The organism is Inquilinus sp. 2KB_23 (genome assembly GCF_052115705.1).
Taxonomy (GTDB): domain Bacteria; phylum Pseudomonadota; class Alphaproteobacteria; order DSM-16000; family Inquilinaceae; genus Inquilinus; species Inquilinus ginsengisoli_A.
Genome location: NZ_JBFRHF010000037.1, coordinates 17,897 through 41,130 on the forward strand (window position 1 = coordinate 17,897; position 23,234 = coordinate 41,130).

Genomic DNA, 23,234 nt, shown 5'->3' on the forward strand with positions numbered 1-23,234 from the left:
GAGGGAAAGAGGCTGCATCTGCTCAATCCTGCCGGGTCTCGCCCGGCGGGATGTCCCACCACGGCACCCACTGGCTCTCGATGCCGAACCAGGAATCCCATTCCTGGCGCACCACCTCGGCCTCGTCCTGCGGCCACAGCACCTTCAGCGGCAGCGGCCGCACCGGCGGGCGGTAGCTCGCCAGCGGCACCTGGCCGACATCGACATGCGACGACAGCGCCAGCAGCATCGCCACCTGCTCGCGGCAGCGGCGGCCCTGGCACAGCCCCATGCCGGCGCGGGTCAGGCGCTTGACCTGGTCCTGGTTGACCGGGCCGTCCTCCAAAAGGGTGGTCAGCGACCGGGTGCCCATCTTGTTCGACTTGCGCTCGAGGTAGCGCGGCGGGCTGACGTCCAGCAGTTCGCCGCGGCTGACCTCCTCGCACTGGCAGACCATGACGTCGAGCCCGCCGGTGTTCAGCAGCGCCTTCAGCCAGGTCATACGGTGGTCGCCCTGGCCCTGCAGCGGCTGCGCCAGCCCGGTGCGGGCGGCGGTCACGTCGCCCTCCGCGGCCTTGCCCAGCGTGGCGGCGGCGGCGATCGCGGCGACCCGGCCCTCCTGCCGCGCCACCGCGGCGTCGACCGACTTGGCGGCATGGATGCCGGCACAGTCGCCGACGGCATAGGCGAAGGGCAGGGCGGTGCGGCCGTCGGCCTCGGTCACCGGCACATGGCCGCCGCGGTCGAGGTCGTGCACCAGCCTGGCGTCCAGCGCCGCCAGCAGCTCGATGTTCGGCACCGTGCCGATGGCCAGGGCGACGGTGTCGCAATCGATGTCGCGCTCGCTGCCGGCCACCGGCGACAGCCCGTCATCAACCCGCACCAGCGTGGCGCGCGACACCCCGTCGACCCCGCCCGATGCGGCCTTGATGACATGGCCGATGTAGACCGGCACGCCATGCGCCTTGACCGCCTCGGCCAGCGCAGCCGGGCCGACCGGCTCGGCCGCGACCTCGACGATGCCGGCGACCTCCAGCCCGCGTTCCAGCGCCGTCAGCGCCAAGTCCAGCGCCTCGGCGCCGGACCCCAGGATCAGAAGCTTCCGGCCGGCGAAGGCGTCGTAGCCGGTGATCAGCCGGTGCGCCGCGGTCACCCCCATCACCCCGGGCAGGTCCCAGCCCGGGAAGGACATGCCGAGGTCGCGCCGTCCGGCCGCCACCACCACCTTGTCGAAGCCGACCAGCCAGGACCGGTCGGTGTCGGCCAGCCCGGCCACCGGCCCCGGCATCCACTGCACCCCCGGCGCGTTGGCGAACAGGCCCCAGACCGTGGTCTGCAGCATGACCTCGACGCCCTTGTCGTAGAGCTCGGCCAGCTCCGGCGACGCCTCGATGATCCGCTCCAGCAGTCGGCCGGGGGTGTTCACCGCGGCGGTGGCGCGGCCGCCGAAATGCAGCGGCACATCCATGCCGATCAGGGCGCCGTCGACCGGGTTCTCGTCGACCAGCAGCACCTCCAGCCCGCGCTCGGCCGCCTCGGCCGCCGCGGCGATGCCGGCGGGGCCGCCGCCGACCACCAGCAGCTGGACGTGGCGTTCGACCTCCGGGGTCTTTCCGGCAACCGATTTCGGGTCGATCGGTGGATGGGACATGGTGATGTGTTCTCCGACGCGGCGTCCGGGCCGGCTCCCCTCTTGCCTTGCAGGGCGTCGCCTGCTGCGGGCATACAGGGTGGGGTCGGCTTCTGGCTGGTGACCCAAGGCTACAGCCGGCACCGATCGGGGACCGACGCATTGGCGACAGGGAACAGCAGCAGAGCGACGGCGGAGGCGGGCAATGGCCGCCGGACGCTGAGCCGCGAGGATTGGGTCGGCGCCGCGCTGAAGGTGCTGGCAAAGGGTGGCGTCGCCGGCGTCAAGGTCGACCGGCTGGCCAAGACGCTGAAGGTGACGCGCGGCAGCTTCTATTTCCACTTCAAGGACCGCAAGGACCTGCTGGCGGCGCTGCTGGACGAATGGCGGCGGCGCAACTGCGGCCCGTTCCAGGCGCTGGACGGCCGGGACGACCTCCAGGGCACGGCGCTGTTCCGCGCCTTCCGCAACGTCTGGGTCGACGAGGACCCGTTCAGCCCGGCGCTGGACATGGCGGTGCGCGACTGGGGCCGGTCGTCGAAGGAGGTGGCGCAGGCGGTGCAGGGCGCGGACGCGTTCCGCATGGGCCTGCTGCGCCGCGCCTTCGACCAGATGGGCTATGCCGGCGACGAGGCGCTGATCCGCACCCGGGTCAGCTACTTCCACCAGATCGGCTACTACGCCATGGCGTTCCGCGAGCCGCGGGCCGACCGGCTGCGCTACCTCTCGATCTATGACGATGTGTTGACCGGACGACCGATCAGGGAAAACGGGCCATGCTGACGATCTGGGGCCGGCGCAACGCCTTCAACGTGCAGAAGGTGATGTGGCTGGTGGGCGAACTCGACCTGCCGCATGGCCATGTCCCGGCCGGCGGCGACTTCGGCGGGCTGGACGACCCGGCCTTCCGGGCGATGAACCCGCATGGCCGGGTGCCGGTGATCGACGAGGACGGCACGGTGGTGTGGGAATCGCACGCCATCCTGCGCTACCTCGCCGCCCGCGACGGCCGGCTGTGGCCCAAGGACCCGGCCGAACGGTCGCAGGCCGACCGCTGGATGGACTGGTCGCTGGCGACGCTGCAGCGCGACTTCATGGACCTGTTCTGGGGCCATTGGCGGACGCCGGAGGCCGAGCGCGACCCGGAGCTGATCGCCCGCAGGCAGGCCGCCTGCGCCGGCCATTTCCGGCTGCTGGACGCGCATCTGGCCGACCGGCCCTTCCTGGCCGGCGACGCCTTCGGCCTCGGCGACATCCCGGCCGGCACCGTGCTGTACCGCTATTTCGGCATGGGGCTGGAGACGCCTTCGGTGCCGCATGTCCGCGCCTGGTACGCCCGCCTGGCCGAGCGGCCGGCCTATCGCGAGCATGTGATGATGCCCTTCGACGACATGTATGGCCGGCTGGCCTATTGATCCACCGGGAGGCGGCCATGACCAGCTTCGTCATCCTGCTGCGGGCGGTGAATGTCGGCGGCACCGGCAAGCTGCCGATGAGCGACCTGAAGGCCCTGTGCGAGACGGCAGGGCTCGCCGACATCCGCACCTACATCGCCAGCGGCAATGTCGTCTGCCGCAGCGACAGGACGGAGGCCAAGGTCAAGGCGGCGGTGGAGGCGGCGCTCGCGGCCCATGCCGGCAAGCCGGTCGGCGTGCTGGTGCGCACCGCGGCGGAAATGGCGCAGGTCCTGGCGGCGAACCCGTTCCCGGACGCCGCGCCGAACCGGACCGTGGCGATCTTCCTCGACGCCCCGCCGCCCGCCGATGCGCTGGACAAGGCGACCGGCCGGCAGGGCGAGGAGATGCGGCTCGGCAGGCGCGAGATCTACGTGCATTACGGCGATGGCATGGCCCGGTCCAAGCTGGCGATCCCGGCGGCCAAGGCCGGCACCGCCCGCAACATGAACACCGTCGCCAAGCTGGCGGAGATGGCCGGCGAGGGCTGAGGCGCGGTCACCCCGCGGCGGCGGGCTGCACCGTCAGCAGGTTGGCGTCGCGGGCCAGAAGCCAGCGCCCGTCCGGCTGCTTGTGCAGGATGGTCAGGGTCCAGCCCGCGCGCCGCACCTTCTGGCCGACCGGCGGGATCATGGTGATATCGAGATGGCTGCGCAGCCAGGCCCAGTCGCCCAGCACCTGCAGCTCGCGGATCTCGCCGCGGCCGTCGATGTGGAACTCCGACTGGCCGGCGGAGGCTGCGGCGAACGCCTCCTTGCCGAAAGGCTCGTGGCCGGGGACCATGAAGACGGCGTCGTCCGACATCAGGCTCAGGACCGTCGCCGTGTCGCCGGCCTTGCTGGCCTCCATCCAGGTCTCGACCAGGTCGCGGATCGCGCGCTCGTCATCCGTCATCGCGGGCCTCTCCGGTTTGCGGGACGAAAGCAATCTAGCCGGATGCGGCCGCGCGACCAGCCCCCGGATCAGACCCGCCAGGCCCGGAACTCGGCCAGCAGGCGCCAGCCGTGCTCGCCATCGGGCGAGCGCTCGGCGCGCCAGACGAAGCTGTCCGGGGTGATCTCGCGAAAGCTCCAGCGGATCGCGGCGCCGCTGTCGTCGCGGCCGAGCTGGACGATGTCGCGCCCCTCGGCCCGGCCGATCTGCCTGGTGTAGAGCTGCTTCAGCGGGTCGTGCCACAGGATGTGCCAGGCGTCGAGGCCGGGGTCGTAGACCCTCAGCGTGGTGCCGAAGAAGGCGCCGGGCAGGATCCAGACATCCTGGATGGCGCGACCCTCTAGCGCCCAGCCGAAATGGATCTCGCCGCGGCCGGGCGTCGCCTTGCCGTCCTCGGCGAACAGGCGGGTGTCCATCTCCCAGTCGCCGATCAGCCAGCCATAGAGCGCCATCTTGTCGGTGCGGTCCGGCGCCGGGCGGTCGGCGAGCAGGGCGGCGGTCAGGGAGGGGAAGGCGGGCATGGCGGGGACTCCGGTGGCATCGGGGAGTCCTGGATTAGGCCGTGCCGGGCGGCCGCCGCTTGGAGAAAATTGCGGTTCCGGGCCTGCCCCAATGCCGGGGATATCCGTGATCGCCTTCGGTTAAGAAGGTATCGATCATAAATCGATAGACGATAATATTGATTTTATTTTTATTTATGAGAAATGGGAATTACGAATAATTAAGTTTGCATGTTGCAATTCATGACTGCAGATGATCGGGTATGATCAATGGCGTCGACGTGGGCTTTGCCATGCAGGACATGCTGCTCGATCTCGCGATCCCCAGCCGGCTGGAGGCGATAGGCACCGTCCAGGCCCGGCTGGATGCGGCGCTGCGGCGGCTCGGCCTCGACGACGACGCCCGCCACCGGGTCGGCCTCGCGACGCATGAGGCGGTGGTCAACGCCATCGTCCACGGCAATCGCCGGAATCCTGGCCGGCCGGTCGAGGTCCAGCTCGGGTGCGACGGCGAAGACCTCGTCATCCGCGTCGCGGACCGGGGGGCCGGCTTCGACCCGGCCGGTGTCGCCGATCCGCTGCTGCCGGAAAACCTGGCTCGGCCGGGTGGCCGCGGCCTCCTGCTCATGCGGGCCTTGATGGACGAGGTCGGCCATGGGCCCGGCGCGACGGGAGGCACCGTCGCCACCCTGCGCCGGCGCCTGGGTGGGGACCCGCCCCGCCCCGGCTCGGATCACTGAAACCAGAGGAAAGGGAAGATCATGGCGAACATCACCACCCGCGTCCGGGACGGGGTCACCATCGTGGACGTCGTCGGCGGGCTCGGCATCGGCGAGGACGATTCGGGCCTGCGCCAGGCGCTTGACGGCGGCGCCACCAGGATCGTGCTGAACCTCGGCGGGGTCGACTTCCTCAACTCATCCGGAATCAACGTGCTGGCCAGCAGCCGCACTGCGGTGTCCGCCCGCGGCGGGACGCTGAAGCTGGTCTCGCTCCAGCCCAAGGTGCAGGACGTCCTGTCCATCGCTCGGCTCGGCGCCGTGTTCGAGGTCTTCGACAGCGAGGACGAGGCGGTCAAATCCTTTGCCTGATCGGGACTTTTAGGCTCTCAACATCGTCATTGCGAGCGCAGCGAAGCAATCCATCGGGCCGCTCGTGCGGGTCCATGGATTGCTTCGTCGGCTTCGCCTCCTCGCAATGACGATTTGGAGGGAGCGAGGGAGGCGACTACTTCAGGCTGAACGCCTGGGGCGATTCCTGGGGTGGGGTCGGGCGGTGCAGCACGGCCGGGTCGATCCGGGCGCCGTATTCCAGCGCGCCGTCGGCCAGGGCGCCGAGGGTGAATTCGGCATAGGACACCGGCAGCAGCAGGTCGAAGGCGTCGGCCCCGGCGCGCTGCAGATGCACCCGCACATGCTCCAGCCTGGCGGTGGCGAAGTCGCCCTCGGCCAGCATGTCCGGGTGCAGGTCGACCGCCGCCAGCTTGGCCAGCAGGTCGCGCGACCGCTTCCCGTCCAGCCGCAGCCCGACATAGCCGCCGGTGCAGGGCACCGCGGCGACCTCCGCCGGCAGCTCCGGCAGAGCGGCGCCGGCCTCGGCGATCAGCAGCCGGCGCCAGGGGGCGACCGGCCACAGCCGCAGCCTGCCCGCCGTCAGCGTCGCGCCGGCCCCGGCGATAAAGGCGCCGAACACGCCGCGCTCCCAGGCCGCCAAGGCGGCGGCGGAGTCCTCGCTCCAGGCGGCGAGCTGCAGGATCGCGGCGGGGCGCCAGGGCCGGAAGGTCAGCCCGTCGGCGTCCAGGGTTGACAGCGTCTCGATCGGGTTCAGATCAGCCACGGACGCGCTCCCCCTTCGGGTCGTACATGCAGGGTTCGACCACCCGCACCTGGATGTGGCTGCCGCGCAGCGGGTCGGTGGCGAAGATGGTGCCGCCCGTCCGTTCCTTGGCGCGGGCCAGGAAGCCCAGGCCGATCGGCAGCCCGGTCACCGGGCTGGTGCAGCTGGAGGTGACATGGCCCTGGGTCGGCTCGAGGGCGCGGTACATGCCGCCCTCGACCAGATGGGCGCCGGCGACCAGCGGCGCGCCGCCCTCCGACACCAGCCCGACCAGCCGCGGCCGGTCCGGGTCGGCCAGCCCCTCGCGCTGCGCCATCGGCTTGCCGATGTAGGGCCCCTCGCGCTTGGCGAAGCGCTCATGCGCCAGGTCGGCCAGGGTGACCTGGCCGTTGATCTCGGCGCCGGTCAGGAAGCCCTTCTCGATCCGCAGCAGCTCCAGCGCCTCCAGCCCGAAGCGCTGCAGCCCGATCGGCTCGCCGGCCGCGATCAGCCGGTGCCACAGGGCGTGGGCGTGCTGGGCCTCGACATGCAGCTCGTAGCCCAGCTCGCCGGTGAAGCTGACGCGCAGAATGCGGATCGGCAGGCCGTCGACCACCGCGTCCCGCACGGCCATGAAAGGCAGGGCCTCGTTCGAGACATCGGCGGCATCGCCGACCAGCCGGGCCAGCACCGCGCGGGCTTCGGGGCCGGTCAGCGCCAGGGCGGCGCGGGCCTCGGTCAGCTCCGTCACCGCCACCCGCAGCTCCGGCCAGTCGACCTCGGTCAGCCGTTCCATCATCCGCACCACGTCATGCGCCTTGGCGCTGGTGGTGGTGACGTAGAAGCGGTCCTCGGCCAGCCGCGTCACGGTGCCGTCGTCCAGCACGATGCCGTCGTCGCGCAGCATGATGCCATAGCGCGAGCGGCCGACCGGCAGGGTCTCGATCCGGTTGACGTAGAGCCGCTCCAGGAACGCGGCGGCGTCGGGGCCGCTGACATCGACCTTGCCCAGGGTCGAGACGTCGAACACCCCGACATGGGACCGGACATACCGGGCCTCGCGCAGCGACGCCTCGCCCAGGCTCTCGCCCGGCCGGGGGTAGTAGTGCGGCCGCAGCCAGCCGCCGGAGCGGATGAAGACGGCGCCGTCGACGCGCTGGATCTCGTGGAAGGGCGGGCGCCGGGTGGGGTAGGCGTGCCAGCCGACCGACCGGCCGGCGATGGCGCCGAACGCCACCGGCGTGTAGGGCGGGCGGAAGGTCGGCGCCGCGAGGTCGCCGGCGCGCAGGTGCCGCGCCTCGGCCAGGACGCCGAGGGCCGGGCCGTTCGAGGTCTTGCCCTGGTCGGTCGCCATGCCCTGGGTGGTGTAGCGCTTCATGTGCTCGGGCGAGGTGTAGCCCTCGCGCGCGGCCAGGCGGATGTCGGCGGCGGTGACGTCGTTCTGGAAGTCGACGAAGGCCTTGCCCGCGACCTGCGGGTCGGCGACCGCCGGTCCCGTGGCCGGGCTGGGGGCGGGGCGGGCCCATCGAGTCCCCCCTCCCCCTGCGGGAGGGGGGTAGGGGGAGGGGGTTGTCGAAGCGGGGCTCGGTCCGGCCGATCCTCTATCGGCGGCACCAACCCCCTCCCCCTCGCCCCCTCCCGCGAGGGGAGGGGGGACTCTTTTAGGAATGGCGCCAGCGCTCTTCGCAACCCTCGCCGCCAGCCGTCCGATCGCCAGACCATCGGCAATCGCCACTTCGGTGCCGGCGCGGCCGGCGCAGGCGCCGGCGGCCAGCAGCGGGCCGTCCAGCTCGGGCATCACGAAGCTGCCCAGGGTGCCGTCGAAGCGGGGGCGGATGCCGCGCTGGCTCAAGAGATGCGCGGTCGGCATCCAGCCGGCGGAGATGGCGATGGCGTCGCAATCGACCGCGACGCCCTTGCCCTCGCCGTCCAGCCGGCCGATGCGGGCGCCGTCGACGCCGAGCTTGCCCTTGGCCCCCCGCACCGTCGATCCAGTGTGGACCGAAATGCCCGCAGCGCGCAGTTCCTCGGCCAGCGGCCCGGCCGGGTCGGGGCGGGCATCGACCAGCCCGGCGACGTCGACGCCATGGCGCTTGAGGTCCAGCGCGGTGCGTGCGGCGCCGTCATCGATGCCGGCCACCAGCACCCGGCGGCCCGGCGCCACGGCGTAGCGGTTGGCGTAGCGGCGCACCGCATTCGCCAGCATCACGCCGGGCCGGTCGTTGTTGGGGAACACCAGCGGCTGTTCGATCGCCCCGGCTGCGACCACCACCGCAGCGGCGCGGATGGTCCAGAAGCGCTGGCGCGGCAGGTGCGGCGGCGGCTCGGCCAGGTGGTCGGCGACGCGCTCGACCAGCCCGACCGTGCCGTGGTCGTAGATCCCGAAGGCGGTGCCGCGCGGCACCAGGGTGACGCGGTCGCCGAAGCCCTGCAGCGCCGCGACCCGGCCGGCCACCCAGTCAGCGGCCGCCTGGCCCTCGACCGGCTCGCTCTCGCCCAGCAGGGCGCCGCCGAAGCGGTCGTTCTCGTCGCACAGGATGACCCGGGCGCCGGAATCGGCCGCGGCCAGGGCGGCGCTCAGGCCCGCCGGGCCGCCGCCGACCACCAGCACGTCGCAGAAGGCGTGGCGGCGTTCGTAGCGGTCGGGGTCGGTCTCCTTGGGGGCGGTGCCCAGCCCGGCGGCGCGGCGGATGATGCGCTCATAGACCGGCTCCCAGAACGAGGCCGGCCACATGAAGGTCTTGTAGTAGAAGCCGGCCGGGAACACCGAGGACAGCAGGCTGTTGACCACGCCCAGCGCATCGAAGGCCAGCGACGGCCAGCGGTTCTGGCTGTTGGCCGCCAAGCCGTCATACAGCTCGACCATGGTGGCGCGGGTGTTGGGCTCGTGCCGGCCGCCGCTGCGCAGCTCGACCAGCGCGTTCGGCTCCTCCGACCCCGCCGACAGGATGCCGCGCGGCCGGTGATATTTGAACGATCGACCGGTCAATCGGACGCCGTTGGCCAGCAGGGCCGAGGCCAGGGTGTCGCCGGGATGGCCGTCGTAGCGCTGCCCGTCGAAGCTGAAGCCGAGGCGCTGCGACCGGTCGATCAGCCCGCCCTGGGCGAGGCGATGGGACGTCATCGGCCGGCCCCCTTGGCGGGAGCCCGCAGCGGCTCGGCCGCCGTGATCTCATGGGTCAGCGTGTCGCGCGTGACCAGCAGCCAGGACCGGCAGCCATAGTTGTGCTGCCAGTACTCGCGGTGCGAGCCGCGCGGGTTGTCGTGGCGGTAGACATGGTCGAACCAGGGCGCGGCCGCTGTCTCGTCATGCGGCGGGCGGGGCGTCTCGGCGTCGCCGCCATAGTGGAATTCGGACAGGTCGCGCGGGCCGCACCAGGGGCAGGGGATTCGCATCTGTCTGCTCCTCAGTGCCGGTTCGCGACCGGGCCGACGCCGTTCTCGTCGATGATCCGGCCGCGTTCGAACCGGTCCAGGGCGAAGGCGCGGTTCAGCTCGTGCGGGGCATCGTTGGCGATGGTGTGGGCGCAGACCCAGCCGGAGCCGGGGATGGCTTTGAAGCCGCCGTAGCACCAGCCCATGTTCAGGAACAGCCCGTCGATCGGCGCCAGGCCGATGATCGGGCTGCCGTCCATCGACATGTCCATCACCCCGGCCCAGTGCCGCAGGATGCGGGTGCGCGACAGGTTCGGCATCAGCGCGATGGCGGCGGTGGCGATGTCCTCCACCACCGGCAGGTTGCCGCGCTGGGCGTAGGAGTTGTAGCCGTCGAGGTCGCCGCCGAACACCAGCCCGCCCTTGTCGGACTGGCTGATGTAGAAATGGCCGCTGCCGCCCCAGGACAGGACCTGGTTGACCACCGGCTTCAACCCCTCGGACACGAAGGCCTGCAGCAGGTGGCTCTCGATCGGCAGCTTCAGCCCGACCTTGCCGGCGAGGATGGAGGCGGAGCCGGCGGTGGCGAGGCAGACGCGGCCGGCGCTGATCGGGCCCTTGGCGGTCATCACCCCGGTCACGCGCTCGCCCTCGCGCAGGAAATCGACGACCTCGCAATCCTCGATGATGTCGACGCCGAGGTCGCTGGCGGCGCGGGCGAAGCCCCAGGCCACGGCGTCGTGCCGGGCGGTGCCGCCGCGGCGCTGGATCAGCGCGCCGTACAGCGGGAACAGCGCCCCGTCGGAATAGTCCAGGTTCGGCGCGATCCGGCGCAGGTCGTCCGGCTCCAGCCAGTCGGCGTCGATCCCGGCCAGCCGCATGCCGTTGCCGCGGCGGCGCAGCGCCATGGCGCCGCCCAGCGAGGTCGCCAGGAACATCGAGCCGCGCGCCGAGAACATGACGTTGTAGTTCAGGTCCTCGCTCAGCTCATGCCACAGCTTCAGCGACCATTCGTAGAAATGCTGGTTGTCCGGCAGCAGGTAGTTCGAACGCACCACCGTGGTGTTGCGGCCGACATTGCCGCCGCCGATCCAGCCGCGCTCGACCAGCGCCACATTGGTGATGCCGTGGTTGCGGGCGAGGTAGTAGGCGGTGGCCAGGCCGTGCCCGCCGCCGCCGACGATGACCACGTCGTAGCTCTTCTTCGGCGTCGCCTTGCGCCATGCCGGCTCCCAGCCGCGATGGCCGCCCAGCGCCTTCTGTGCCAGCGACAGGAAGGAATAACGCTGCATCCGTTGCGCCCCGCATCCGCCGGTTGTCCGGCGCGCCTCACCTTGGCGGTACAGTACACCACTGTATCTTAGGGGGAAGAGGGATGTTGGGCGGGCCGCGCTTCAGCCCCGTCCGGACCGCCTGTCCGGCAGGCGTCTTTGGCGGTTTCGGGTGACCGGGCGGATGCCTTGCTACGGTCTGCCGCATTGACCGGTGGTCGCCATCAAGATTCTGCGACGGAGTTTCGAGTATCATCCGTGTATTGCTGCGGAAGGGGCGTAGGATACAGCATGTCATCCAACCGCCCTGTGGGCAAGTCCGGGTTCTGACAACAAAAGGACACGGATTTGCCTCAATTGATACTTGGCAGAGCCGATCGGCCAACTTCGATCGGCAGGAGATGGACATGATCACCGGTACGTTGAGGTTTCGCCCCTGGCGTGTTGGTATTGTTGGTGTTTTGGCTCTGTTGGCCGCCTGCGGTCCGACCCCGTCGGAAACGCAGCTGAACTACGCGTCACAGCAATGCTCCTACGGCGACGGCAATGCCTGCAACGCGCTCGGCCAGCTGTCCTACCAGGCCCAGGCGGAGCGCCAGCAGCAGGACACCAACACGGCGCTCGCCGTCGGCGTCCTGGCGCTGGGCGGCCTCGCCGTGGGCGCGGCCCTGGCCGATGACAACGATCACGGCTACTACCGCCGCCGCAACGATGGCTGGGGCCATCGCGGCTACGGCCGTGGGCGCGGTCGCTGGTAAGCCCGGACTGACCCAGCCTCAGAAGTGCCCATTGTCGTAGATGCACTTAGGGGCGGCGCGCCGCCACCAGCGCATCGACGGCGACGGCGCCGCGGGGCAGGACCAGGATCGGGTTGACGTCGATGGTCTCGACCGCGTCGCCCAGCGCGGCGGCGAGGGCGGAGAACCGCGCCGCGGCCTGGGCCATGGCGTCGATGTCCGCGGCCGGGGCGCCGCGGGCACCGTCCAGCAGCGGGCGCAGCCGCAGCCGGTCGATCAGCCGCCGCGCCTCGGCGGCATCGAAGGGCGGCAGGGCGAAGACGGCGTCCTTCAGGGTCTCGGCATGGATGCCGCCGAAGCCGACCAGCACCACCGGCCCGAAATCCGGGTCGCGCTGCAGCCCCAGCATCATTTCCACGCCCTTGTCCCGGACCATCCGCGCCACCACGACGCGCGGCCCCAGCCGGGCGGCCAAGTCGCGATGCGCGGCACGGACCGCGGCCGGATCGGCCAGGGCCAGCCGCACCCCATCGACATCGGATTTGTGGGCGACGCCGACCGTCTTCAGCGCCACCGGGAAGCCGATCCGCATCGCCGCCTCGACCGCATCGGATTCGTCCTTGGCGGCGGCGCAGGGCGTGACCGTCAGCCCGAAATCGGCCAGCAGGCGCAGCGCCTCGGCCTCGCCGATGGCATGCCCGTCGGCCAGCCGCCGGCGCCAGGTCTCGACCATCGCGGCCGGGGCGGCGGGCGGGCGCATCGCCGGCCGGGCCGCCGCGTCGCGCCGGTCGAAGGCCAGGCGGCAGGCGCGTAGGAAGGCCGGCACCCCGTCCAGCACCGGCACCCCGGCGCGGGTGGAGGCCACGGCCGCCGGGTCGGCGCCGCTGCCCTGATGGTTCGACACGATGACCACCGGCTTGCCGCTGGCCGCCCGCGCCCGATGCGCGATCTCGAGATACAGCGGCGTCACCTGGCCGCCCGCGGAGCGGTCCAGCGCCAGCGCGCCCAGCGCGGTGTCCGGGTCGGCCATCAGCGCCTGGAAACAGGCCTCGAAATCGGCGGGATAGTTGCGGCCGGTGCCCCAATGGTCGAGCGGATTGACCGGCGGCAGGCCGGGATCCAGCGCCGCCTCCAGCCTGGCCACGGTCTCCGGCGCCAGCGCGGCGAAGGGCACGCCGGCTGCGGCCGCCAGGTCGACCATCAGCCCGCGCTCGCCGCCGCTGTCATGGGTGCTGGCCAGGCCGCCGGGGCCGATGCCGTTGGCGGCCGGCAGCACCATCATCGCCATCGCCAGCTCGTCGATCGACCGGACCTGGCCGACGCCGTGGCGCTCGAACAGCGCGTCATAGGCGGCGTGGTCGCCGGCGATGGCGCCGGAATGGCTCAGCGCCAGGCCGGCGCTCGCTTTGGTCCGCCCGACCTTCAGCGCCACCACCGGCACGTTGCGCGCCTGGGCTTTGGCCAGCGCCGCGATGAAGCCGGCGGGGTCGCGCGCGGATTCCAGGAACAGCCCGACCACCCGGGTCTCCGGCTGGTCCAGGGCGAAGTCGAGATAATCGGCCAGGGTGGTCGTCAGCTCCTGGCCGGAGGAGACGGCGAGGGCGTAGTCGATCCGCGCCTCGGCATCGACCAGCGCGGTGAACAGCGACCCGGAATGGGTCAGCAGCACTGCGCCGCCGGGGACATGGTCCGGCCGGGTGGCGAAGCCGCACAGCCGCACCCGGTCGGTGAAGTTGTAGAAGCCCATGCCGTTGCCGCCGCAGAGCTTTACCCCGGCCTCCAGCGCCATGGCCCGGATGCGCTCGCGCAGGGCAGGGTCGGCCAGCGGCGCGACGATGGTGGCGGCCTTCACCCCCTGCCGCAGCGCTGCCTCGAATCCGGCCGCGATCTGCTCGTCGCCGATGCAGAAGGCGGCGTGTTCCACCGGCTCCGGCAGGTCGTCGAGCGTCGGCAGGCAGGGCAGGCCCTGCAGCGTCCCGCCCTTCGGGTTGACCGGATGCACCGGGCCGGGGAAACCGCCCTCGACCAGCTGCCGCAGCATGACATTTCCGACCGAACCGGGCCGGGCGCTGGCGCCGACCACCGCGATCGATCGGGGGCGCAGCAGCGGGTCCAGCCGGTGCGCCATGGCGTCAGAACTCCCCGGGCGGCGTGGCCCGGCGCCTGGGCGGGTCGTAGAACGGCCGGTCGACCACCCGGGCCCGCACCATCATCTTGTGATAGGCCAGCTCGCGCAGGGCATAGATCTCGACCCAGAGGTCGTCCTTGACCGTGTCGCCATACGGCCGGCGCAGCGAGGCCAAGGCGATGTTGCGCTTGGCCGAGGGCGACCACGCGGCGGCGGTGATCTGCCCGGCCTCGGCCTTGCCCTTGTGGTAGACGATGGCGTGGTCGGCCGGGACGTTGCCGTCGATGTCCAGCCCGACCAGGCACCAGCGTGCCGACCGGTCGCGGCGTTGTGCCTGGATCGCCCGCTTGCCGGTCCAGTAGGCGGGCTTCTTCTCGTCGATCAGCCAGCCCAGCCCGATCTCGTCGGGCGTGCGGCGGCGGTCGACCCGGATGGCGGTCTCGGCGGTGACGAAATCGCCATTGGCGACGATGAAGCCGGCCTCCAGCCGAGCCAAGTCCAGCGCCTCGTAGCCGATGGCCTGCAGCCCGTGCCACGCCCCGGCCTCCCACAGCCGGTCCCACAGCGGCAGGGCGGCCTCCGGCGCGGTGAACAGCTCATAACCGAGATCGCCGGTGAAGCCGGTGCGGGACACCGTGACCTTGCCGTGCTTGAACCAGACATCGCGGATCTGGAACGGCTTCAGCGTCTCGATGCCGTCGAAGCCGGCGCGGGTCAGCAGGGCCCGGCTGGTCGGCCCCTGCAGCGCCAGCGCGGCGACCTCCGCGGTCTCCTCCGCCACCTCGACATCGAAGCCGATGGCGGAATCCAGCAGCCAGTTCAGGTGCCGCTCCTGGCAGCACAGCCGGAACTCGGTGGCGCCCAGCCGGAACAGGGTGCCGTCGTCCAGCACATGGCCGTCATCGTCGCACCAGGCGGTGTACTGCACCCGGCCGGGGGCGAGACGGGACACGTCGCGCACCGTCAGCCGGTCCAGGAACGCCTCGGCCTCCGGGCCGGCGATGCGGTACTTCACCATCGGCGTCAGGTCGAACAGCGACGCCGCGTTGCGGATGGCGAAGTATTCCTGCTCGGCGTCGCGGATGGTGTGGGCGGAGACATAGCCGCCCCAGTTGCTCCAGTCCTCGGCCTGCATCAGCGCGGCGATGCGCGGATGGAACGGCGTCTGCAGCAGCGGCTTGCGGAAATGATCCCGGGGCAGGGGGCTGCGCATGTCAGGAGCCTCCTGCCAGGATCCGGCGTGCCGCGTTCAGGCCGGCGGCGCCCATGATGCCGCCGCCGGGGTGGCTGCCGGCGCCGCACAGGAACAGGCCGGGCACCGGCGTCGCGTATTGGCCGGCGCCATGCACCGGGCGCAGCATCAGCAGCTGGTCGATCGCCAGCTCGCCATGGTGCCAGTGGCCGCCGGGCATGCGGTAGCGCGCCTCCAGATCGGCCGGGGTCAGCAGCTCCGCCGCCAGCACGCGGGCCGACAGGCCGGGCCAGTGCCGCTCCAGCACGGCCAGGATGCGGTCGCGGAAGGCCGGGCCGCCGGTGTCCCAGCCGGCGCGCAGCTCCGCCGGGGCGTATTGCGCCACGACCGACATCACATGCTTCCCCGGCGGGGCGCAGTCGGGATCGGTCAGCGACGGGATCACGATCTCCAGCACCGGCTCGGGCGAGGCCTCGCCGTATTTCGCCGGGTTGAACGCGGCCTCGACCGCATCGACGCCGGGCGCGACCACCAGTCGCCCGGCCAGCAGGCCCGGGTCCAACCCGGGCAGCTCCGGCAGCCCGTCCAGCGCCAGATGCAGCTTGGCGGCGTTGCCGCGCATGCGGATGTGACTGACGCGCCTGACGAAGCCGGTGTCGAGCGCGCGGGGGCCGAGCAGGTCGAGGAAGGTGGTGCGCGGGTTGGCGCCGGACACGACGACGGGCGCCCGGATCTCCGCCCCATCCGCCAGGGCCACGCCGACCGCCCGGTCGCCCTCGACCAGGATGCGCGCGACCGCGGCGTTGACGCGGATCTCGACCCCGGCGGCCCGCGCCGCGGCGGCGATGGCGGCGGCCACCGCGCCCATGCCGCCCTTCGGCAGGGCCAGGGCTGCCGGCATGCCGTCCGCCTCGCCGGCCAGGCGGTGGAACAGGGACATCAGCGAGGTCGGGGACCGCGGGCCGAGATGGGTGCCCAGCACCGCGTCGAAGGCGACGGCGCCCATCAGGCGCGGATCCGACAGCTCCTCCTCCAGCACATCGGCGACATCCATCAGCACCATGCGCAGGAATTCGCGCATCTCGTCGCGGCCCAACCGGCGGATCGCCCAGCCGAGCTTGCCGAGGGTCAGCGCGTCGCCGCGTCCTCCTCCGCGCAGCCGGGGCGGGATCCGGGCCAGGAACGGGCGCAGCGTGCCGGCGAAGCGCAGCAGCTTGCCCCGCAGCGCCGCCCAGGCCGCTGCCTCGTCCGGCGCGATGTCGCCGGACAGCCGCTCGCCGAACGCGCCATGCAGGGTCAGGTGCCGGCCATCCGCCGCCAGCGCCGTGGTCGGCAGGTTGGCTGCCGCGAGGGTCAGGCCGTGGCGCTTCAGCTCCAGCGCCTGGATCACCTCCGGGTGGAGATGGTTCAGCACATGGGCGACATGGGAGACGCGGAAGCCGGGGGCGAACTCCGCCGTCCGGGCGGCGCCGCCGATCTCCCCGGCCGCCTCCAGCAGCACCACCTTGCGGCCCTTCTTCGCCAGAAGCGCGGCGCAGACCAGGCCGTTGTGGCCGCCGCCGATGACGAGGACGTCACAGGACGGCATAGGCGTCGCTCATGGTCACCGGCTTGCGCTTGAGGTCGCGCAGGATCTCGGACGCCGCGTTGCGGCCCGGCGCGCCCATCACCCCGCCGCCGGGGTGGGTGGAGGACCCGCACATATAGAGGCCGGCGACCGGCGACCGGTACTGGGCATAGCCGGGCACCGGCCGGTTGAACAGGATCTGGTCGAAGGTCAGCTCGCCCTGGAAGATGTTGCCCTCGGTCAGCCCGACCTCGGCCTCCAGCTCGCGCGGGGTGCGGATCTCGGCATGCAGGATCAGGTCGCGGAAGCCGGGCGAATACTCCGCGATCTGGTCGATCACGGTCTTGCCGAAGGCGTCGCGGTCGGCGTCGGTCCAATCGCGGCCCTCGACCTTGGGCGGGCAGTACTGGACGAAGCAGCTCATGAAATGCTGGCCCGGCGGCGCCATGGTCGGGTCGAGCGTGGTCGGGATCATCATGTCGAGGAACGGGTCGGCCGACCAGCGCCCGGCCTTCCAGTCGTCATAGCCGCGCTCCATCCGCTCGACGCTGTCGGTGAAGTGCATGTCGCCGCGGATGCAGGGCGACCCTTCGGGCATCGCCGGGAAGCGGGGCAGGGCGCCCAGCGCGATGTTCACCTTGCCGGAGGAGCCGCGGATCTTGAAGCTTTGCACCCGCTTGACGAAGGGCGCCGGCAGCTCGGTTTCCGGCACCAGGGTCAGGAAGGTGCGCTTGACGTCGAGGTTGGACACGACCTGCCGGGCGCGGATCTCCTCGCCGCCGGCCAGCACCACGCCGGCGGCCCGGCCGTTCTCGACCAGGATGCGCTCCACCGCCGCGCCGGTGCGGATCTCGCCCTTGGCCGCGCGCAGCGACCCGGCCATGGCCTGGGTGATGGCGCCCATGCCGCCGCGGGCGAAGCCCCAGGCTCCGCTGGCGCCGTCGACATCGCCCATGTAGTGGTGCAGCAGCACATAGGCCGATCCGGGCGAACACGGCCCCAAAGCGGTGCCGATGATGCCGGACAGGGCGAAGCTGGCCTTCACCACCTCGCTCTCGAAATACTCGTCCAAATATTCCGCGATGCTCATGGTCCAGAACCGGACCGTGTCGGCCATCTCGGTTTCGGTCAGGTCGTGGAACTTGCGGCCGAGATACAGCAGCTCCTGCAGGTCGCGCGGCCGCAGCGACGCCGGGTCCGGCGGCGTGCGCAGCAGCAGCGGGCGGATGAAGCGGCACTGCCGGACGACATCGGCGGAGTAGCGGTCATAGGCTTCGGCGTCGCGCAGCGAGAAGCGCTGGATCTCGCGCCGGTGGGCGTCGTGCTGGCGGTAGGTCGCCAGCGCGTCGCCGTCGCGGGTGAACACGGCGCCGCCCTCATAGGGGATGACCTGCAGCCCGTGCCGCGGCAGCTCCAGGTCGCGCATGATCTCCGGCCGCAGCAGGCTGCAGACATAGGAGCAGTTGGAATAGAGGATGCCCGGGTGCAGCGACCGGCTGACCGCGGCGCCGCCGACCCAGTCGTTCTTCTCGACCACCAGAACCTCCAGCCCGGCGCGGGCGAGGTAGCAGGCGGCGACCAGGCCATTGTGCCCGGCCCCGACGATGAGGGCGTCCCAGATCTTCATGGGATCGCTGCACAGTTGGCGGGGAAAGCAGAGCGCGTTGCCTCTCCCGCCTGGCGGGAGAGGTCGGACGTCTCTTGGGACGTCCGGGTGAGGGTTGGTCCCGGCCTCGACGAAACCCCCTCACCCGGAACCGCTTCGCGTCTCCGACCTCTCCCGCAAGCGGGAGAGGCAACCCGAGACGTTCCGGTCGAAATTCCCCCCATGGGCTCTGTCTCCGCCCGATCTGCCGGTCAGTGTGCCACGGCTCGCTTGGCGTCGTCGCCGCCCGTCTCCAGGGTGCGGTCGACGGCGCGTTCGAAGCCGGCCAGGGTCTCGGCCAGGCAGCTGTCGTCATGCGCCTCGCAGATGAACCAGGGCTCGCGCGAATCCGGCTCGCACAGCACACCCTCCTCGTGCAGCTCGCGGGCCAGCGCGTCGTAGAAGCTGTAGTCGGACCGCTTCCAGTCGCGGTAGTCGCGCGGCGGCGTGGCGGCGAAGAACAGCCCGCCCATCGAGGGGTGGCCGGCGAAGCAATGCACCACGCCGCGGGCGTCCAGGATGCGCTTGATCCCGGCCTGCAGCCGGCGGCCATAGGCGGCGATGGTCTCCAGCGCCGCGGTCTCGTCCAGGATCTCGAGCGTCTTCTCGGCCGCGGCCAGGGCCACGGAATGGGCGGTGTAGGTGCCGCCATGGGCCACGCCGCGGCCGTAGCGGCGCATGATGTCCTCGCGCCCGCCGATGGCGGCGATCGGATAGCCGTTGGCCATCGCCTTGGCCACGGTGGTGATGTCGGCGGTCACGCCCATCAGCTCCTGCGTGCCGCCGCGGGCGACGCGGAAGCCGGACTTCACCTCGTCGATGATCAGCAGCACACCGTAGCGGTCGCACAGCTCGCGCACTGCGCGGACATAGGCGATGTCGGCGGTGATGCCGCAGCAATTGCCCATGATCGGCTCGATCAGCATCGCCGCGATCTCATGCGACTTGCGGCGCAGCAGGTCCTCCAGCCGGTTGGCGTCGTTCATCGGCGTCAGATGCACCATCGGCCGCACCGCCTCCGGCACGCCCTGGGAGTAGGGCATCACCGCCGGCTCGCGGTCGGTCCGGGACGGATCCCAGTCATCCAGCGCCACCAGCCACATCGCCGCGTCGAACAGCCCGTGATAGCTGCCCTCGACCAGCACGTAGGACTCCTTGCCGGTGTAGGCGCGGGCCAGGCGCAGCGCCGCCATCACCGCCTCGGTGCCGGAGTTGGAGAAGCGCACCAACTCGGCCGCCGGCATCATCTTGGCGATGCGCTCGGCCACCGTGAATTCGCGCTCGGTCGACAGGGCGAAGACGCCGCCGATGTCCATGCCCTGCCGCGCCGCCTCATCCACCCGCGGGTCGGCATAGCCCAGGATGGCGGGGCCGTAGCCGAGCCGGTAGTCGATATACGGGTTGTCGTCGAGGTCCCAGATCCGGCCACCCCGGCCGCGCTTGATGTAGATCGTCCGGTCGTCGCCCCAGTAGCGGAAATTCGAGGCGACGCCGAGGGGCAGGCGGGTCGACGCCCGACGGAATTGCGCATTGCTGCGCGCCAGGCTGCGGGTCATGGCAGCGGGTCCTTGTCTCGTTGGTCCGGCGGTTCTTCGGCCGCAATTTCGAGACTCAGGATGGCATAGGGTCCCGGATTCTGTCCAGGATATTGAATGAACGTTCAATTAACGGCTTGTTGGATGTTCATTCAATATCTTGCCGGCCGACGCATGGGATGCTAGCGTTTTATGGGATTTTGAGGTGGGGGTGCCGATGGCCGAAGGCCAGGCCGCGCGCAGGCTGAACGGGGGGCGGCGGCAGTCGAAGGAGCTGCGGCGGCAGGAGCTGATCGAGGCGACGATCGACGCCATCGCCAAGCGCGGCTATGAGGAAACCACCATGGCCGTGGTCGCGGACGGCGCCGGCCTGTCGCGCGGCATCGTCAACTTCCATTTCGAGAGCAAGGAGAAGCTGCTCGTCGAGACGCTGCGCTACATGTCCGACGAGTACCGCGCCCATTGGCGCCGCGCGCTGCACGAGGCCGGGCCGACCGCGGCGGAGAAGCTGTGGGCGCTGGTGCTGGCCGATTTCGACCGCAAGATCTGCAACCCGCGCAAGATCGCCGCCTGGTGCGCCTTCTGGGGCGAGGCCAAGACCCGGCCGCACTACCGGGCCCTGTGCAGCGCCAACGACCAGGACTATCACCTGACCCTCCTGAACCTGTGCCGCGAGCTGGTGGCGGACGGGCAGTCGCCGCTGCTGCTGGCCCGCAGCCTGAACGGGCTGCTGGAGGGGCTGTGGCTGCATGTGATGATGGGGCCGAAGGAATTCGGCCGCGAGGATGGCCGCGCCTGCGCCGTGGAGATGCTGGCCTCGGTCTTCCCCAAGCACTTCACCAAAGACGGCCCGATCGGGCCGGGGGGCGAGGGATGACCCCATTCTCATTGCCATCCTCGGGCTTGACCCGAGGATCCAGGGGCCATCGAGAACGGTGCTGGTTGCCCCTGGATTGCCCGATCAAGCCGGGCAATGACAAGGAAGGGAATGGCGGGCCTCGGACGCCGGCCCTGGAAGCCTCCTTGCCATGAGCTTCACGCTCCCCGACAGCGCCCGCGACTGGCAGGACCGGATCCGCCGCTTCGTCGAGGCCGAGCTGATCCCGTGGGAGGTGGAGGCGGAGATGAACGGCGGCGAGATCCCGCCCGACATCGCCGCCCGGCATGAGCGCATGGCGCTTGATCTCGGCCTGTCGCGGATCGACGCGCCGAGGGCCCATGGCGGGTTGGCGCTGCCGATCCTCGACCAGGTGGCGATCGCGGAGCAGACCGGGCGCGTCACCAACGCGCTGGCCTGGTGCTGCGGCGAGGCCCAGTCCTGGATGTTCGAGGCCTGTTCGCCCGACCAGATCGACCGCTTCATCCTGCCGCTGATGCGCGGCGAACGGCATTTCTGCACGGCCGTCACCGAGGCCGGCGCCGGCTCCGACGTCGACGACATCGCCACCACCGCCCGGCGCGACGGCGACCATTACGTCATCGACGGCGAGAAATGGCACGTCACCAGCGCCAACCTGGCCGACACGGTGATCGTCCAGGCCAAGATCCAGGGTGGTGCGGCCGACGGCAGCCACGCCCTGTTCTTCGTCGGCCTGCCGGCCGCGGGGCTCAGCACGCTGCGCACGCCGGCCTACACCCACACCTACCGCCACCACCACCCGATCCTGCGCTTCGACGGCGTGCGGGTGCCGGCGGCCGACCGCATCGGCGCGGAAGGGCAGGGCATGGGCTTCATCCATGCCTGGTTCCGGCGCGAGCGGCTGATGATCGCGGCGCGCTGCTGCGGCGCAGCCGAGCGGCTGATCGAGGCGGCGACCGAATTCGCCGCCGGCCGCGCGATCGGCGGCGAACCGATGGCGCGATTCCAGCTGGTGCAGGCGATGCTGGCCGACAGCCTGGCCGAGCTGCACGCAGCGCGGCTGGTGACCTATGAGGCGGCCGAGGCGCATGACCGCGGCCTGGACGTCAAGGCGCTGCACGCCCGCTGCTCGATCGCCAAGCTGCTGGCGTCGGAGATGGCGGGCCGCGTCGCCGACCGGGCGGTGCAGATCTTCGGCGGCCGCGGCTACATGCGCGAGAATGTGGCGGAGCGGTTCAGCCGCGAATTGCGGGTCGACCGCATCTGGGAAGGCACCAGCGAGATCCAGCGCCTGATCATCGCCGGCAGCCTGCTGAAGCGGGGTTTGGCCGGCACGATCGGACCGTAGGAATTCGGTAAAGAATCCGCTGGAGAAATCCGGCGAAGCGGGCTCTGAATAGACACGCCGACGGCCGCGGCGCAGCGACAGAAAACCGGCCGGCAGGTTGAGGCGACATAGGGAGCCAGGCGAATGACGCGTTCCCCCCAGGCGATCCGGCTGCTGGCCGCGACGGCGCTTCTCCTCGGTGCGGCGCTGCCGGCGCTGGCCGATGAGGAGAAGGTCGTCAACGTCTACAACTGGGTCGACTATATCGGCGAGACCACGATCAAGGATTTCGAGACCGAGACCGGCATCAAGGTGGTCTACGACACCTATGACGCGTCGGAGACGGTCGACGCCAAGATGATGGCCGGCAGCTCCGGCTACGACGTGGTGCTGCACGGCTCGCACCTGATCCCGCCGCTGGTCAAGGCCGGGGTGTTCGCCAAGATCGACAAGGCGAAGCTGACCAATTACGGCAACCTCGACCCCGACATCCTGAAGATCGTCGCCGCCCACGATCCGGGGAACGAATACATGGTGCCCTACATGTGGGGCACGGTCGGCTTCGCCTACAATGTCGACATGATCAAGCAGCGCATGGCCGATGCGCCGGTCACCTCGCTCGACATGCTGTTCAAGCCCGAGCTGGCGAAGAAATGGGCGGATTGCGGCATCTCGATCCTGGAATCGCCGACCGACATGATCCCGCTGGCGCTGTCCTACCTGCACAAGAACCCGAACTCGCAGGACCCCAAGGACTACCAGGCCGCGGCGGCGCTGTTCAAACCGATCCGGCAATACGTCAAGGCAGTCGATTCCGCCAACTACCTGAACCAGCTGCCGAACCAGGAGCTGTGCCTGGCCTTTTCCTGGTCCGGCGACTACGCCACCGCGGCCAGCCGGGCGGCGGAGGCGGGGGTGAAGATCGACCTGGCCTATTCCGTGCCGGACACCGGCGGCCCGGCCTGGTTCGACGGCTGGCTGATCCCGTCCGACGCGCCGCACCCGAACAACGCACTGGTCTTCATCAACTACATGCTGCGGCCGCAGGTGATCGCCGCCGCCACCAACTTCACCAACTACGCCAACGCCAACAAGGCGTCGCAGCCCTTCGTCAACAAGGAGATCCTGGAGAACCCGGCGATCTACCCGGACGCCGCGACGCGGGCGAAGCTGTACGTGCCGGCCGACCTGCCCCAGGCCGCGCTGCGGGCCCGCACCCGGGCCTGGAGCCAGATCAAGGCTGGGCAGTAGGGGACGGCGGTGCGGGTCGTCGACAACCCCCTCCCC

Annotated in this window: 21 protein-coding genes; 9 read left to right on the forward strand and 12 right to left on the reverse strand. The window is 70.8% G+C overall.

Annotation, left to right across the window (positions count from 1 at the left end):
* Positions 1 to 22: 22 nt before the first annotated feature.
* Complete coding sequence (locus AB4112_RS33105; RefSeq protein WP_441726229.1) at positions 23 to 1,630, reverse strand: FAD-dependent oxidoreductase; 1,608 nt, start codon at positions 1,628 to 1,630, stop codon at positions 23 to 25.
* Between the two features lie 141 nt (positions 1,631 to 1,771).
* On the opposite strand from AB4112_RS33105, the gene AB4112_RS33110 reads away from it, so the two are divergent.
* From AB4112_RS33110 to AB4112_RS33120, 3 genes are read left to right on the forward strand one after another with little or no spacing between them, the layout of a single operon-like run.
* Positions 1,772 to 2,392 carry a TetR/AcrR family transcriptional regulator gene (locus AB4112_RS33110; protein ID WP_441726232.1) on the forward strand — a complete coding sequence of 207 codons (621 nt, stop codon included), beginning with the start codon at positions 1,772 to 1,774 and terminating at the stop codon, positions 2,390 to 2,392.
* Positions 2,386 to 3,024: a glutathione S-transferase family protein gene (locus AB4112_RS33115; protein ID WP_441726235.1), complete on the forward strand. Its 639-nt coding sequence runs from the start codon at positions 2,386 to 2,388 to the stop codon at positions 3,022 to 3,024. Before AB4112_RS33110 ends, AB4112_RS33115 begins: the two co-directional genes overlap by 7 nt.
* Before the next feature lie 17 nt (positions 3,025 to 3,041).
* Complete coding sequence (locus AB4112_RS33120) at positions 3,042 to 3,554, forward strand: DUF1697 domain-containing protein (RefSeq protein WP_441726238.1); 513 nt, start codon at positions 3,042 to 3,044, stop codon at positions 3,552 to 3,554.
* Between the two features lie 7 nt (positions 3,555 to 3,561).
* Here the strand turns inward: AB4112_RS33120 and AB4112_RS33125 are convergent, their stop codons facing one another.
* Both AB4112_RS33125 and AB4112_RS33130 read right to left on the reverse strand, forming a co-directional pair.
* Positions 3,562 to 3,957 (reverse strand): YybH family protein, encoded by a 396-nt coding sequence (locus AB4112_RS33125; RefSeq protein WP_309793675.1) that lies wholly within the window; start codon positions 3,955 to 3,957, stop codon positions 3,562 to 3,564.
* 68 nt (positions 3,958 to 4,025) lie between these two features.
* The gene (locus tag AB4112_RS33130) at positions 4,026 to 4,517 is read right to left on the reverse strand and encodes a hypothetical protein (protein WP_441726241.1); all 492 of its coding nucleotides are present in this window, start codon (positions 4,515 to 4,517) and stop codon (positions 4,026 to 4,028) included.
* A 242-nt stretch (positions 4,518 to 4,759) separates the two neighbouring features.
* Between AB4112_RS33130 and AB4112_RS33135 the strand changes: the two genes are divergently transcribed.
* On the forward strand, positions 4,760 to 5,236 hold the full coding sequence (locus AB4112_RS33135) for an ATP-binding protein (protein WP_309793677.1): 477 nt from the start codon (positions 4,760 to 4,762) through the stop codon (positions 5,234 to 5,236).
* Between the two features lie 21 nt (positions 5,237 to 5,257).
* The gene (locus tag AB4112_RS33140) at positions 5,258 to 5,587 is read left to right on the forward strand and encodes an STAS domain-containing protein (RefSeq protein WP_441726244.1); all 330 of its coding nucleotides are present in this window, start codon (positions 5,258 to 5,260) and stop codon (positions 5,585 to 5,587) included.
* Positions 5,588 to 5,723: 136 nt separating this feature from the next.
* On the opposite strand, the gene AB4112_RS33145 is transcribed toward AB4112_RS33140, so the two are convergent.
* From AB4112_RS33145 to AB4112_RS33160, 4 genes are read right to left on the reverse strand one after another with little or no spacing between them, the layout of a single operon-like run.
* On the reverse strand, positions 5,724 to 6,332 hold the full coding sequence (locus AB4112_RS33145) for a sarcosine oxidase subunit gamma family protein (protein ID WP_441726247.1): 609 nt from the start codon (positions 6,330 to 6,332) through the stop codon (positions 5,724 to 5,726).
* Positions 6,325 to 9,435 (reverse strand): 2Fe-2S iron-sulfur cluster-binding protein, encoded by a 3,111-nt coding sequence (locus AB4112_RS33150; RefSeq protein ID WP_441726250.1) that lies wholly within the window; start codon positions 9,433 to 9,435, stop codon positions 6,325 to 6,327. Before AB4112_RS33150 ends, AB4112_RS33145 begins: the two co-directional genes overlap by 8 nt.
* Positions 9,432 to 9,707 (reverse strand): sarcosine oxidase subunit delta, encoded by a 276-nt coding sequence (locus tag AB4112_RS33155; protein ID WP_441726252.1) that lies wholly within the window; start codon positions 9,705 to 9,707, stop codon positions 9,432 to 9,434. The genes AB4112_RS33150 and AB4112_RS33155 overlap by 4 nt, the downstream gene beginning before the upstream one ends.
* An 11-nt stretch (positions 9,708 to 9,718) precedes the next feature.
* Complete coding sequence (locus tag AB4112_RS33160; RefSeq protein WP_441726255.1) at positions 9,719 to 10,978, reverse strand: sarcosine oxidase subunit beta family protein; 1,260 nt, start codon at positions 10,976 to 10,978, stop codon at positions 9,719 to 9,721.
* 440 nt (positions 10,979 to 11,418) lie between these two features.
* On the opposite strand from AB4112_RS33160, the gene AB4112_RS33165 reads away from it, so the two are divergent.
* Positions 11,419 to 11,715, forward strand: a complete 297-nt coding sequence (locus AB4112_RS33165; RefSeq protein ID WP_309793683.1) for a hypothetical protein — start codon at positions 11,419 to 11,421, stop codon at positions 11,713 to 11,715.
* 46 nt (positions 11,716 to 11,761) lie between these two features.
* Here the strand turns inward: AB4112_RS33165 and AB4112_RS33170 are convergent, their stop codons facing one another.
* The 5 genes from AB4112_RS33170 to AB4112_RS33190 form a co-directional block, all read right to left on the reverse strand.
* Positions 11,762 to 13,822 carry an acetate--CoA ligase family protein gene (locus AB4112_RS33170; protein ID WP_441726259.1) on the reverse strand — a complete coding sequence of 687 codons (2,061 nt, stop codon included), beginning with the start codon at positions 13,820 to 13,822 and terminating at the stop codon, positions 11,762 to 11,764.
* Positions 13,823 to 13,826: 4 nt separating this feature from the next.
* Positions 13,827 to 15,035 carry an aminomethyltransferase family protein gene (locus tag AB4112_RS33175; RefSeq protein ID WP_441726262.1) on the reverse strand — a complete coding sequence of 403 codons (1,209 nt, stop codon included), beginning with the start codon at positions 15,033 to 15,035 and terminating at the stop codon, positions 13,827 to 13,829.
* Position 15,036: 1 nt separating this feature from the next.
* On the reverse strand, positions 15,037 to 16,602 hold the full coding sequence (locus AB4112_RS33180; RefSeq protein ID WP_441726264.1) for a phytoene desaturase family protein: 1,566 nt from the start codon (positions 16,600 to 16,602) through the stop codon (positions 15,037 to 15,039).
* Entirely contained in the window at positions 16,589 to 18,208 is a 1,620-nt protein-coding gene (locus AB4112_RS33185; protein ID WP_441726267.1) for a phytoene desaturase family protein, read from the reverse strand. The genes AB4112_RS33180 and AB4112_RS33185 overlap by 14 nt, the downstream gene beginning before the upstream one ends.
* Positions 18,209 to 18,438: 230 nt before the next feature.
* Entirely contained in the window at positions 18,439 to 19,782 is a 1,344-nt protein-coding gene (locus AB4112_RS33190; RefSeq protein WP_441726270.1) for an aspartate aminotransferase family protein, read from the reverse strand.
* A 196-nt stretch (positions 19,783 to 19,978) separates the two neighbouring features.
* On the opposite strand from AB4112_RS33190, the gene betI reads away from it, so the two are divergent.
* From betI to AB4112_RS33205, 3 genes are all read left to right on the forward strand, one after another.
* Positions 19,979 to 20,638: a transcriptional regulator BetI gene (gene betI / locus AB4112_RS33195; RefSeq protein ID WP_309793689.1), complete on the forward strand. Its 660-nt coding sequence runs from the start codon at positions 19,979 to 19,981 to the stop codon at positions 20,636 to 20,638.
* Between the two features lie 151 nt (positions 20,639 to 20,789).
* On the forward strand, positions 20,790 to 21,968 hold the full coding sequence (locus tag AB4112_RS33200; RefSeq protein ID WP_309793690.1) for an acyl-CoA dehydrogenase family protein: 1,179 nt from the start codon (positions 20,790 to 20,792) through the stop codon (positions 21,966 to 21,968).
* Positions 21,969 to 22,091: 123 nt separating this feature from the next.
* On the forward strand, positions 22,092 to 23,198 hold the full coding sequence (locus AB4112_RS33205) for a polyamine ABC transporter substrate-binding protein (protein WP_309793691.1): 1,107 nt from the start codon (positions 22,092 to 22,094) through the stop codon (positions 23,196 to 23,198).
* Positions 23,199 to 23,234 lie beyond the last annotated feature (36 nt).

Excerpts from the sequence above, each read along its gene's own strand:
- AB4112_RS33105 (WP_441726229.1), bottom strand. The coding sequence starts at position 1,630 with ATGTCCCATCCACCGATCGACCCGAAATCGGTTGCCGGAAAGACCCCG.
- AB4112_RS33115 (WP_441726235.1), top strand. The coding sequence starts at position 2,386 with ATGCTGACGATCTGGGGCCGGCGCAACGCCTTCAACGTGCAGAAGGTG.
- AB4112_RS33120 (WP_441726238.1), top strand. The coding sequence starts at position 3,042 with ATGACCAGCTTCGTCATCCTGCTGCGGGCGGTGAATGTCGGCGGCACC.
- AB4112_RS33125 (WP_309793675.1), bottom strand. The coding sequence starts at position 3,957 with ATGACGGATGACGAGCGCGCGATCCGCGACCTGGTCGAGACCTGGATG.
- AB4112_RS33130 (WP_441726241.1), bottom strand. The coding sequence starts at position 4,517 with ATGCCCGCCTTCCCCTCCCTGACCGCCGCCCTGCTCGCCGACCGCCCG.
- AB4112_RS33135 (WP_309793677.1), top strand. The coding sequence starts at position 4,760 with ATGATCAATGGCGTCGACGTGGGCTTTGCCATGCAGGACATGCTGCTC.
- AB4112_RS33140 (WP_441726244.1), top strand. The coding sequence starts at position 5,258 with ATGGCGAACATCACCACCCGCGTCCGGGACGGGGTCACCATCGTGGAC.
- AB4112_RS33150 (WP_441726250.1), bottom strand. The coding sequence starts at position 9,435 with ATGACGTCCCATCGCCTCGCCCAGGGCGGGCTGATCGACCGGTCGCAG.
- AB4112_RS33155 (WP_441726252.1), bottom strand. The coding sequence starts at position 9,707 with ATGCGAATCCCCTGCCCCTGGTGCGGCCCGCGCGACCTGTCCGAATTC.
- AB4112_RS33160 (WP_441726255.1), bottom strand. The coding sequence starts at position 10,978 with ATGCAGCGTTATTCCTTCCTGTCGCTGGCACAGAAGGCGCTGGGCGGC.
- AB4112_RS33170 (WP_441726259.1), bottom strand. The coding sequence starts at position 13,822 with ATGGCGCACCGGCTGGACCCGCTGCTGCGCCCCCGATCGATCGCGGTG.
- AB4112_RS33175 (WP_441726262.1), bottom strand. The coding sequence starts at position 15,035 with ATGCGCAGCCCCCTGCCCCGGGATCATTTCCGCAAGCCGCTGCTGCAG.
- AB4112_RS33180 (WP_441726264.1), bottom strand. The coding sequence starts at position 16,602 with ATGCCGTCCTGTGACGTCCTCGTCATCGGCGGCGGCCACAACGGCCTG.
- AB4112_RS33185 (WP_441726267.1), bottom strand. The coding sequence starts at position 18,208 with ATGAAGATCTGGGACGCCCTCATCGTCGGGGCCGGGCACAATGGCCTG.
- AB4112_RS33190 (WP_441726270.1), bottom strand. The coding sequence starts at position 19,782 with ATGACCCGCAGCCTGGCGCGCAGCAATGCGCAATTCCGTCGGGCGTCG.
- betI (WP_309793689.1), top strand. The coding sequence starts at position 19,979 with ATGGCCGAAGGCCAGGCCGCGCGCAGGCTGAACGGGGGGCGGCGGCAG.
- AB4112_RS33200 (WP_309793690.1), top strand. The coding sequence starts at position 20,790 with ATGAGCTTCACGCTCCCCGACAGCGCCCGCGACTGGCAGGACCGGATC.
- AB4112_RS33205 (WP_309793691.1), top strand. The coding sequence starts at position 22,092 with ATGACGCGTTCCCCCCAGGCGATCCGGCTGCTGGCCGCGACGGCGCTT.